Genomic DNA, 11,363 nt, shown 5'->3' with positions numbered 1-11,363 from the left:
CTCTATTACGAAAGGGATGAGTAGTTCGAAGAGAAATGACATTTTAGCTACTGTAAGCTATGTCAGTGATTTCTTGTTAAAGTCAAATAGAGATATTTGTTTTGCCAATGATTTGATTACGTTCAAAATTAAACAAAAAACATTCTTAATTTATGGTGAGTGGCAGTCTGTAAAAACAGACACTTGGCAGCTATTCCCTGATACGAACCCTTATGTTTTTTCTGCAGAAATTCCCCTGCATTTTAAATTATGCATGATGATTGCGAACTTAAAGCTATACCGTTTGGCTAGCATCGTTATGCGTTACATAGTAAGACTTAAATTCACGCTAATGCGAAACGCGCACGATTAAACTTGTTTGCTCTTTTGTTGACTGGCAGGGATAAATGAAAAGAATTTGTTTTTTTATCGGTAATCTAAACAACGCTGGTGGTACCGAACGTGTTTCGTCGGTAATTGCTAGTGAATTACAGCACCGTGGCTATCAAGTCCATATGCTGAGCTTACAGTGTGGCAATCAGCCTTTTTTTGAATTGGCTGATGGTATTCACATAAGCCAGCTGTTTACTACGGCGGAGCGTGGTATGCTGCGTTTGCCTTTGGCCATTGGCAAGTTACGGCGTTATTTACAGCAACATCACATCGATATTTTAATTGATGTAGAGTCAATGCTAGCACTGTACGCCTTACCAGCTGTATTGGGTTTGAATATACGCCATATTTGTTGGGAACATTTCAACTACAACGTCGATTTAGGTAAAGCTAGCCGCCGACTAGCTCGCAAGTTAGCGGCACGTTTTGCTGATGATGTTGTCACGTTAACTGAACGTGATAAACAACTCTGGCTTACCAATACCACATGCAAGGCAAACATCACTGCTATACCAAATCCTGTCACGATTTCCCAGCCCACTGAAATTAACCCCCATAAGAAGAAACTATTCTTAGCAGTAGGTCGGCTTAGTTATCAGAAGGGATTCGATCTATTGCTTCAAGCCTGGGCGCAGGTTGCTCCCTTGCACCCTGATTGGCGCTTGCGTATAGTGGGTGATGGCGAAGATAAAGCCATGCTCGGACAACTACGCCGCGACTTAAATATTGAAGCCAGTACTGAGCTGGTGCCAAAAACCAATAATATCGCCGCACATTATCAAGATGCGGCTTTTTTTGTGATGAGTTCGCGTTTTGAAGGTTTACCATTGGTACTTATTGAAGCACAAGCTTATGGGGTGCCGATTGTTTCATTTGACTGTGATACAGGGCCGGCTGAAATCATTAATAAAAGTGGTTGGCTTGTTAAAGTCAATTCAATAGATGATTTTGCTCAACGATGTGCAGATGCAATTATGATTTTCAATTCACCAGATTATCGAGATATCATAAATATATCTATCTGTGAAAGTAAGCGATTTAGTTTACCTGTTGCGGTAGGTAACTGGCTAGAGCTCTTAAATAACTGACATTAATATAGGTGTTTGTATGGGGCAGTTATTATATGTTGCTATCCTATTTTTATTGCTAATCGCTTCATTTTCTACATCCCGCAACATTTTGAAGCTATCAGTAATAATTTGCTTTGTTTTTTCGTCTTCAGCGATGGGATTTGGTTATGATTGGCTAAACTACAAGTTGGTTTTTGATAATTTTTTTAATAAAACGGTTGGGTTTTCAATTGTCTATGAGCCGGCATTTAGTTTACTGATGTATATTATTAGTGCTTTATCTCTTTCATTTCAATGGATTATTATCGCATCTCATTCAATATGTTTTTTCTTCATTTATCGCTACGCAACTTGTTTTAAAAGATCAAATTTTGTTTTTTTTTGTTGCTATTCATTTTTTGGCTTGGTTTTGCTTAATGAACAGTTACGACAAGCAATAGCATTATCGGTTTTTTTATATTCGACCACATTAAAGTCTAAAAGGTGTTACTGGTTTTTGTTGTTGGCAATGACTTTTCATTATTCAGCTGTTTTTGGGCTGTTATTCTTCGTGGTAAGGCGGTTCTTATCAGGAAGAGCCTCTGTGTTCAGGCTTATAGTGATATGTGTTATTTCTCAGGGTTTCATGTTTATGTTGATTTATATGTTGAATAGCTCTCTTGTAGATGTTTTTCTTCCATCATTTATTTCAGCTAAGATTCAGCAGTATGTCAATTCAGGCTCACTCAGTGAAAGTGGGTTTTCAACTGGGGTGTTGATTAATACTGTTTTGGCGGTCTATTTTTTTATAATTAGGGCGGGAGATTTTAACTCTGTATATAGAAGTGGAGCTGTTTTTTATTCTGTATTCTCAATACAAAGTCGAATGGTATTTTTCTTATATAGAATTCATTACTATTTCTTACCTTTTGTTTTTTGTACTTTCAATGCTTACCTCGATAATTGTTTAAATAATAGAAAGCACTTTAATGTTTTCATTTTGATGCTTGTGGTATTTTTTTATGGACTTAAGCCGACTGCATCTCCACTATTTTCACAATATCTAAGCGACTATGAGTTTTATTGGTTTTCACAATCAAACTTTACAGAGAGAGAAGCTAAAGTTTGTCAAGATCTTCTTAGGATAAATCCTGATCTAGATTATTGTAAAAGGCGATTTTAAACTATTTTTCGAAGGCATTTAAATGAAATTAATGTTAATTATTACTGGCCTAGGTATGGGTGGGGCGGAGCGGCAAGTTTGCGACTTGGCAGACCAATTTACAGCTAAAGGCCATAAAGTCTTGTTAATCTCGATGACCGGTGAGGCGGTTAACCGCCCGCTATCTTCCAAGATTGACGTCTCAGAACTCAATATGGCCAAAACTCCGATAGGGTTTATCAAAGCCTATTGGCAAGCGCGACAGCTAATCAAGCAATTTAAGCCTGATGTGGTGCATAGCCATATGGTGCACGCCAACTTGTTTTCTCGACTGTTGCGATTGAGCGTTCGCATACCAAAACTGATTTGTACCGCTCACAATACCAGCGAAGGTGGGCGTGGGCGTATGCTTGCATATCGTATTACAGATAAGTTATGTGATATAAGCACGAATGTAAGCCAAGAGGCTGTTGATGCCTTTGTTTCACTAGGTGCTGTGCCTACTGAGCGTATGCTGGCGATGCATAATGGAATTGATACCTCGCGTTTTACCTATAATCATGATAGTCGTGAAGCCTTACGAGCTCAATTAAAACTAGCTGCTGATTCTCTATTAATCTTGTCTGTCGGTCGCTTCAACGTACAAAAAGATTACCCCAATTTATTAAGCGCCTTTAGCCAATTGCCCGGCGAGTTAAGCCGCACTCAATTGGCGATAATTGGTACCGGTGAGGAACAAGCTAAAATTGAAGCTATGGCTACAAAATTAGGTTTGTTACCACGGGTGCATTTTTTGGGGTTGCAACATGATGTCCATAAATGGATGAGTGCTGCTGATGTTTTTGTTCTTTCATCTGCTTGGGAGGGGTTTGGTTTGGTTGTTGCCGAGGCCATGGCTTGTGAGCGAGTGGTAGTAGCTACTGATTGTGGTGGGGTTAAAGAGGTACTAGGTGAGTGCGGAATTTTGGTTCCAGCAAAAAATAGCATAGCTCTGTCGCAAGGGTTACTACAAGGACTATCATTAAGCCACGCTGCAGCTAAAGCACAAGGAAAATTAGCGCGTGAGAGGGTTATTCAAAATTATTCATTAGAGGCAGCTACTAATAGATGGCTTGAATTATATACTATTTAGTATCTACTAAATTTATAACATTAACTTTAAGAGTTTATTTTGAAAAAAATAGTCATTTCGTCCAACACCAGTTGGAGTATATTTAATTTTCGTCTTGAACTTGTTCGTTTTCTGGCTAAAAATTATCAAGTCGAAATTATCGCCCCAAAAGATCAATATAGTGAAAAGCTGCGTAAATTTGGTTTTGTAGTGCATGATATCAGAATGGCTTCTAGCTCCATTGCGCCATTTAAAGATATTGTTACACTGTTAGCCTATCGTAAGCTTATTAAAAGAATAAAACCTGATTACTATTTAGGTTTTACTGCCAAACCGAATATCTATGGCGGTTTTATTGCAGGTCTTCTGGGTTGCAAAGTGATCAACAATATTGCTGGGCTCGGTCGTACCTTTTCCAGTTCTGGTTTACTGCAAAACTTAATGCAATTACTTTATCGAGTTTGTTTAAGTCAATCCCAACATGTTTTTTTTCAAAATAAAGATGATCGGGCCCTTTTTATAGAAAAGGGGCTGTTAAAAAAAACACGCAATAGTGTGCTGCCTGGCTCTGGTGTTGATGTTCATCGTTTTACCTACCAACAAGCAAAGTCACTTGAAGTTGCAAGTTCTACCCAGCTGTCCTTTGTATTTTTGTTCTCTGCCAGACTTTTACTCGAAAAGGGCATTCGGGAATATATTAGCGCAGCCAGTCAACTCAAAGCCATCTACCCGTATTGTATCTTTCAAGTGTTGGGTAAACATGGTGGTACAGCAGCAGAGCTACCAAAAGTTGAACTTGATGAAGCGTGTCACAATGGTACTATTGAGTATTTAGGTACCACAGATAATGTAGTGGCCGCTTTGCATAATGCCGATTGCTTTATCTTGCCAAGCTATTATCGTGAAGGTGTACCGCGCTCATTGTTGGAAGCTGGTAGTTGTGGTTTGCCACTGATTACTACCGATTCTGTTGGTTGTCGTGAAACTGTCATTGATGGGGTGAATGGATATTTGATTTCACCACGTAGTAGTGTTGCACTGTTTGATGCGATGAAAAAAATAGTTGAACTTGACATTAGAGAACGTGAGGAAATGGGGCTCGCTAGTCGTAACTTTATGGTAAGTCATTTTAGTGAGTCTTTGGTTCTTGAGCAGTATCAACATGTGTTATCGGAGTCGTAACATGAAATATTTAGTCACGGGTGCCGCTGGATTTATTGGTAGTGCTGTTAGTCAGCGTCTTTGTCAGCAAGGTCATACTGTTATCGGTATCGATAATCTTAATGATTATTACGAAGTCTCGTTAAAAGAGAGCCGTCTCGCCCGGCTGGCGGGTGAAGCCAATTTTGATTTTCGCAAACTTGATCTAGCCGATCGGGCAGGCATGGCCGAATTGTTTGCCAAGGAGCAATTTGAACGGGTTATTCATCTGGCTGCGCAGGCCGGTGTGCGTTACTCCCTGGAGAATCCCTTTGCCTATGCTGACAGCAACCTGGCAGGGCATTTGGCCATCCTGGAAGGGTGCCGTCACAACGGTGTCAAACATCTGGTCTATGCCTCTTCCAGCTCTGTGTATGGCATGAACGGCAAAATGCCGTTTGCCACTCAAGATGCCGTCGATCACCCCGTCTCACTCTATGCCGCGTCGAAAAAGGCCAATGAGCTGATGGCGCACACCTATTCCCATCTGTACGGCATTCCAACCACAGGTCTGCGCTTTTTCACCGTCTATGGACCATGGGGTCGCCCTGATATGGCGCTGTTCAAGTTCACCAAAGCCATGTTGGATGGCCAGCCAATCGATGTGTATAACAATGGCCAGTTGAGCCGTGACTTTACCTATATCGACGATATTGTTGAGGGTATCTTGCGCATTGCTGATGTGGTACCAGTTGCCAATCCTGACTGGCAGTCAGAGAAAGGTTCACCCGCTGACAGCAGTGCCCCTTATCGTATCTTCAATATCGGTAATGGTAGTCCTGTCAAATTGATGGACTTTATCGATGCCCTGGAAAAGGCGTTGGGCATTGAAGCCATCAAAAATATGTTGCCAATGCAGGCTGGTGATGTGTATGCCACCTGGGCCGACACCGAAGATTTCTTCGAAGCAACAGGGTATCGTCCTGTCATGTCTGTTGAGAAAGGGGTTCAGGCCTTTGTCGAATGGTATAAAAACTATTATAACGCGCAGCGGTAAGCGAGGTTTGTTGTGAAAATTGCGATTTGTGGTACGGGTTATGTCGGTTTGTCCAATGCAGTATTGCTGGCACAGCACCATGAGGTGGTGGCCGTTGATGTGATTGCCAGCAAGGTTGAGATGATCAATCAGGGCCGCTCTCCCATCGTGGATAAAGAGATAGAAAGCTATCTGGCCAGCCGAGATTTGAATCTGCGTGCCACGCTGGATAAAGAGGCGGCTTATCAGGGCGCTGCCTTTGTCATCATTGCCACGCCGACCGATTATGATCCAGAGACCAATTATTTCAACACCAGTACCGTGGAGTCCGTGGTCAAGGATGTGATGGCCATCAATCCTGATGCAGTCATGGTGATCAAATCGACGATTCCGGTGGGCTTTACTGCTCGGCTGCGGGAGGAGTTGGGATGTGCCAATCTGATTTTCTCACCAGAATTTTTGCGTGAAGGGCGTGCACTTTATGACAACCTGCATCCTTCGCGCATCGTAGTGGGGGAGCGTTCAGAGCGGGCTCAGGTATTTGCCAACCTGCTGCTGGAAGGCGCCATCAAGCAAGATGTGCCGGTGCTTTTCACTGACAGCACAGAAGCAGAGGCGATCAAGCTGTTTGCCAATACCTACCTTGCGATGCGAGTGGCATTTTTCAACGAGCTCGATACCTATGCCCAACTGCACGGGCTGGACAGTCGGCAGGTGATTGATGGCATCGGCCTCGACCCACGTATTGGCAGCCATTACAACAACCCCTCCTTTGGTTATGGTGGCTATTGCCTGCCAAAAGACACCAAGCAGTTGTTGGCGAACTACAACAATGTTCCCAATAACCTGATCCGTGCCATTGTGGACTCCAATACCACACGCAAGGATTTCATTGCCGATTCGGTGATCCGTAAAAATCCATCCCGTGTCGGTGTTTATCGACTGGTGATGAAAGCGGGGTCGGACAATTTCCGTGCCTCTGCCATTCAAGGGGTCATGAAACGGATCAAGGCCAAAGGCATTGAACTGGTGGTCTATGAACCTAGTCTGACAGAATCCGAATTCTTCCATTCCCGGGTAATGACTGATCTTGCCGAATTTAAAGCAAGCTGCGATGTGATTCTGGCAAACCGCATGGTCGATGAGCTGAGTGATGTCATGGACAAGGTATATACCCGAGATCTGTTTGGTAGTGATTAATCCCTGACACAGGCTGCCCTTTGCGGGCAGTCTGTCATGGCGCGTTTATCAAGGTCGCTCATATCGGATCGTCCATCATGTTTTCATCATGGCACCCTGCCACTGGACCAGGCAGGGTCATGACCCGATATATGAAGCGATTGGGTTGGGGGTTGTTGATGGGCATGTTATGCATGTGGTTACTTCGTGCTTGATGCCTTGTGTCTTCAGACGATCTATCCGTTTTTCTTGGTAAATATTCCTCATGATTTTCCCTGAACTCCGCTATCATACAGCGATTTTTTCCAGTCAGTTTTTGATGGCAAGCTAAATAAGGTGTGGAAGTGAAAAGGATTCAGCTCATCCCTCTGTTGTCGGCCGTGGCTCTGCTCAGTGCATGTACTGTGGTGCCGGGTACCAATCTTTCAACCAGCGGCAAGACCGAGGTGGCTACCGGAACGGTTGATGTTGATCAACTGGCCGATGTCTACCCGGTGACGCCAGCACTGGTCAGCGAGTTACGCAAGGCGCCTGTGGTGGGCAAGGCCAACCCTGAGCTCAATCGCCAGATCAGCAGTTATGAGTACCGTATCGGGGTTGGCGACATCCTCAATGTGACGGTGTGGGATCACCCGGAGTTGACCATTCCTGCTGGCTCCTACCGCAGCGCGAGCGAGGCGGGTAACTGGGTACATGCGGATGGCTCCATCTTCTACCCCTATATCGGCAAGGTCGCCGTGGTGGGAAAAACGGTATCTGAAATCCGTGTGGATATTGCCAAGCGGTTGGCTCAGTTTATTGAAAGCCCACAGGTCGATGTCAGCATTGCCGCTTTCCGCTCCCAGAAGGTCTACATCTCCGGCGAAGTAGCCAAACCTGGCGCGCAGCCCATCACCAATGTGCCGATGACGCTGCTCGATGCCTTCAATCTGGCCGGGGGCTTGAGCCCGACGGCAGATTGGCACCATGTGGTCCTGACTCGCCAGGGCAAGGAATACCCGCTGTCGCTGCAGGATCTCTTGCAGTATGGCGACCTCTCTCACAACCAGCTGATGCGCGATGGCGACATGCTCTATGTGCCGCGCAATGATGCCCAGAAAGTGTTTGTCATGGGGGAAGTCAACAAGGCTTCAACCTTGACCATTGGTCGTGAGGGAATGAGCCTGACGGAAGCCCTGAGCAGTGCCGAGGGGTTGAACCAGAATGCTGCCAATGCCACAGGGATTTTCGTATTGCGCCCGGCAGGCAAGTCACAGCAGAAAGCCGCCATCTATCAACTTGATTTGAGTGACGCCACTGCGCTGGTGATGGGGACGGAGTTTGCGTTGCAACCCTATGACGTTGTGTATGTGACAACCGCACCTGTGACGCGCTGGAACCGCGTGTTGAGTCAGTTGGTTCCCTCCATCAATGGCTTTAACGAGTTGACGGAAGGTATGTTGCGGGTTCGCAACTGGTAACGCTCAATGGATATTGACTCGGGGCCCTTGGCATCGGGTTGAAGATGAAAGAGTGACAGTAATATGTTTGAGAAAATTCTCGTCGTGTGTGTGGGCAATATATGTCGTTCCCCGACGGGTGAGCGTCTGCTGCGGGAGCGTTTGCCCGGCCGTGATATCCGTTCTGCCGGAGTGAGCGCCCTGGTCGACAAGCCTGCCGATCAGGTCGCTAGCGAAGTAGCCCAGCAACATGGGGTCTCGCTGGAAGGGCATGTTGCGCGTCAGCTTAACCGCGCGTTGTGCCAGGAGGCCGATCTCATCCTTGTCATGGAGAAAGGGCATATTTCCGCCGTGACCGCCATTGATCCTGGCGCCCGCGGCAAGACCATGCTCTTTGGCCACTGGCTGGGGGAGTGCGAGGTGCCAGATCCCTATCGCCTCAGCCGGGAAGCCTACGAGCACGTTTATCAGTTGCTGGTGCGTGGCGCCGATGGCTGGGTGAAAAAACTGTAACCACAGCCTGTGTCTGTGTTCGGGTTTATCTGACAATAAAAATGGACTCTGTGTAATGACGACTTCTTCTGTTTCGTCCCGGCAAAACAGTGCCGCGGTGGAGAACGATGAGATCGATCTGGGACGCCTGCTGGGCTACCTGATCGATGGCCGTTGGTGGATTGTGAGTATCACCGGCTTCTTTATGGTGATGGGTGTTGCTTACGCCTTGTTGGCAACACCTGTCTTCAAGGCCAATGCCCTGCTGCAAGTGGAGAAAAAGGCCAGCGGCACCGCTCTTCTCGGTGATATGGCCGATGTGCTGGGTGGCGAACAGGCTGATGCCGCCGCCGAGATAGAACTCTTGACCTCTCGCATGGTGCTTGGCCGCACAGTACAAGAGCTCCACCTTGATACCGTGGTGGCCCCCGATTTCTTCCCGCTGATTGGCCGCGGTGTGTCTCGTCTGATGGGTCAGCCCTATCCCAAGATGGCGATTAGTCGTTTTGAGGTGGCACCCGAGCTGATTGGTACTCCCTTCACCTTGACCTTGACCGGAGAAAACCGTTTTACCCTGGCGGTGGAAGGTCGGGTGCTCGAAGGACAGGTGGGCAAGCTACTCGAAAAAGAGGATGTGACCCTGCTCGTCGCAGACGTTGCCGCACAAGATGGCCAGGAATTTACCCTGGTCAAGCAGCCGTTGCTGGATGTGATTGGCGAGCTGCAGCGGGATCTTCAGGTCAGCGAGAAGGGCAAGAATACCGGGATCATCTCCCTGGCGCTGGAAGGGGAAGACAAGGGGCGCATTCGCGCTGTGCTCGATAACATCAGCCAGAACTATCTCCAGCAGAACGTGCTGCGCAAGACTGAAGAAGCCCAGAAGAGCCTGGATTTCCTGCAGACCCATCTTCCCCAGGTCAAAGATGACTTGAACCGTTCGGAAGAGCTGCTCAATACGTATCGTCAACAGAACGAGTCGGTTGATCTGTCGCTCGAAGCGAAAGCTGCACTGGACACCATGGTCGGGATTGAGAAACAGCTCAATGAGTTGACCTTCCGTGAAGCCGAGTTGCAACAGCTCTATACCCGTCAGCATCCGGCCTATATCGCGTTGATGGAGAAGCGCCAGACTCTGATCAACACCAAGAACAATATCAACAAGTCGATCAAGCGCCTGCCGAAAACCCAGCAGGACATCTTGCGATTGACCCGTGATGTGCAAGTGGGCCAGGAGATCTTCGTCCAGCTGCTCAACAAGCAGCAAGAGCTCAATATCATGAAGGCGGGGACCATCGGCAATGTGCGTATCATCGATGATGCAGCAGTCGAAACCCGGGCTGTCAAGCCCAAGAAGCCGCTGATCGTGGTGCTGGCGACGCTGCTTGGAGGCATGTTGTCAGTGGGCCTTATCCTGGTGCGCGCGGCATTCCACCGTGGTGTCGAGAGCCCCGAACAGTTGGAAGAAATGGGGCTGTCCGTGTACGCCACTATTCCCTATTCCGAAGATCAGGCCAAGATAGAGCAGCAGCAGAAGAAAAAGCGGCGCCAGGCGATGTCACTCAATGAAGCCTTGCTGGCCGCCCGTAATCCGGCCGATCTGGCAATGGAGTCGCTGCGCAGTCTGCGTACCAGCCTGCATTTCGCCATGATGGAGGCCAAAAACAACATCGTAATGATCTCGGGCCCTGGTCCTGGTCTCGGTAAAACCTTCGTGTCGACCAACTTTGCTGCCACCTTGGCCATGGGTGGCAAGAAGGTGCTGGTCATCGATGCGGACTTGCGCAAGGGCTATATGCAGAAAGTCATGGGGCAAGAGATGGGGGCTGGTTTGAGCGCCTATCTGGCGGGTCAAAGTGAGATGATGCAGGTGATCAGCAAGACTGGCTTTGACGGGCTCGATTTTGTCTGTCGTGGCGCAGTGCCACCTAACCCCTCAGAATTGCTGATGCACCCTCGCTTCAAAGCGCTGCTGGATTGGGCCGCTGAACATTACGACTTTGTCATTGTCGACTCCCCGCCGATCCTGGCGGTCACGGATGCGGCCATCGTCGGCCAGCATGTCGGGGCGTCTTTGTTGGTGGCTCGTTTTGCCAAGACGGCTGTGAAAGAGGTGGAAGTGGCGATTCGTCGCTTCGAGCAAAATGGTGTGGTCATCAAGGGTATTCTGCTCAACGCGGTAGAAAAGAAAGCCAGCAGTTATTACGGTAATTACGGATATTATCAATATAGCTATGGTGATAAAACCAAAGCCTGATCGTAACCGTTCACCGGGACGGTGTTGACAGCACCAACTCCTCCGGGAACGGGTAGTCGGTTTTCTCGATGCAGGACCTGACAACTGCCCTCAGCCACTCCTGCGGGCAGCGGCCCAATCGCTTGGCCG

The 11,363-nt window shown here is 47.4% G+C and carries 10 protein-coding genes; all 10 read left to right on the top strand.

The window, feature by feature from the left end:
* Positions 1-352 (top strand): hypothetical protein (locus C3418_RS24545; protein ID WP_219812699.1); only part of this gene is annotated, 352 nt, incomplete at its 5' end.
* 34 nt (positions 353-386) lie between these two features.
* Positions 387-1,460 carry a glycosyltransferase family 4 protein gene (locus tag C3418_RS20655; protein ID WP_103859182.1) on the top strand — a complete coding sequence of 358 codons (1,074 nt, stop codon included), beginning with the start codon at positions 387-389 and terminating at the stop codon, positions 1,458-1,460.
* 19 nt (positions 1,461-1,479) lie between these two features.
* The gene (locus tag C3418_RS20650) at positions 1,480-2,604 is read left to right on the top strand and encodes an EpsG family protein (RefSeq protein WP_103859181.1); all 1,125 of its coding nucleotides are present in this window, start codon (positions 1,480-1,482) and stop codon (positions 2,602-2,604) included.
* A 22-nt stretch (positions 2,605-2,626) separates the two neighbouring features.
* A complete protein-coding gene (locus tag C3418_RS20645; protein ID WP_103859180.1) occupies positions 2,627-3,715 on the top strand; it encodes a glycosyltransferase in 1,089 nt (362 codons plus the stop codon).
* Positions 3,716-3,754: 39 nt separating this feature from the next.
* Entirely contained in the window at positions 3,755-4,876 is a 1,122-nt protein-coding gene (locus tag C3418_RS20640) for a glycosyltransferase family 4 protein (protein ID WP_103859179.1), read from the top strand.
* 1 nt (position 4,877) lies between these two features.
* Positions 4,878-5,891 carry an NAD-dependent epimerase gene (locus C3418_RS20635; protein WP_103859178.1) on the top strand — a complete coding sequence of 338 codons (1,014 nt, stop codon included), beginning with the start codon at positions 4,878-4,880 and terminating at the stop codon, positions 5,889-5,891.
* A 12-nt stretch (positions 5,892-5,903) separates the two neighbouring features.
* The gene (locus C3418_RS20630) at positions 5,904-7,070 is read left to right on the top strand and encodes a nucleotide sugar dehydrogenase (RefSeq protein WP_103859177.1); all 1,167 of its coding nucleotides are present in this window, start codon (positions 5,904-5,906) and stop codon (positions 7,068-7,070) included.
* A 323-nt stretch (positions 7,071-7,393) separates the two neighbouring features.
* Positions 7,394-8,509 (top strand): polysaccharide export protein, encoded by a 1,116-nt coding sequence (locus C3418_RS20625; RefSeq protein ID WP_103859176.1) that lies wholly within the window; start codon positions 7,394-7,396, stop codon positions 8,507-8,509.
* 63 nt (positions 8,510-8,572) lie between these two features.
* Entirely contained in the window at positions 8,573-9,001 is a 429-nt protein-coding gene (locus C3418_RS20620) for a protein-tyrosine-phosphatase (RefSeq protein ID WP_043156573.1), read from the top strand.
* Positions 9,002-9,056: 55 nt separating this feature from the next.
* The gene (locus tag C3418_RS20615; protein ID WP_103859175.1) at positions 9,057-11,234 is read left to right on the top strand and encodes a polysaccharide biosynthesis tyrosine autokinase; all 2,178 of its coding nucleotides are present in this window, start codon (positions 9,057-9,059) and stop codon (positions 11,232-11,234) included.
* The last annotated feature ends 129 nt before the right edge of the window (positions 11,235-11,363 follow it).

This window comes from Aeromonas sp. ASNIH8 (assembly GCF_002919855.1).
GTDB lineage: Bacteria > Pseudomonadota > Gammaproteobacteria > Enterobacterales > Aeromonadaceae > Aeromonas > Aeromonas caviae.
Note: the sequence above shows the minus strand (reverse complement) of the source record. Positions and strands in the feature narration are given on the sequence as shown.

Coding starts and splice junctions, on each gene's coding strand:
- C3418_RS20655 (WP_103859182.1), top strand. CDS start 387: ATGAAAAGAATTTGTTTTTTTATCGGTAATCTAAACAACGCTGGTGGT.
- C3418_RS20650 (WP_103859181.1), top strand. CDS start 1,480: ATGGGGCAGTTATTATATGTTGCTATCCTATTTTTATTGCTAATCGCT.
- C3418_RS20645 (WP_103859180.1), top strand. CDS start 2,627: ATGAAATTAATGTTAATTATTACTGGCCTAGGTATGGGTGGGGCGGAG.
- C3418_RS20635 (WP_103859178.1), top strand. CDS start 4,878: ATGAAATATTTAGTCACGGGTGCCGCTGGATTTATTGGTAGTGCTGTT.
- C3418_RS20620 (WP_043156573.1), top strand. CDS start 8,573: ATGTTTGAGAAAATTCTCGTCGTGTGTGTGGGCAATATATGTCGTTCC.
- C3418_RS20615 (WP_103859175.1), top strand. CDS start 9,057: ATGACGACTTCTTCTGTTTCGTCCCGGCAAAACAGTGCCGCGGTGGAG.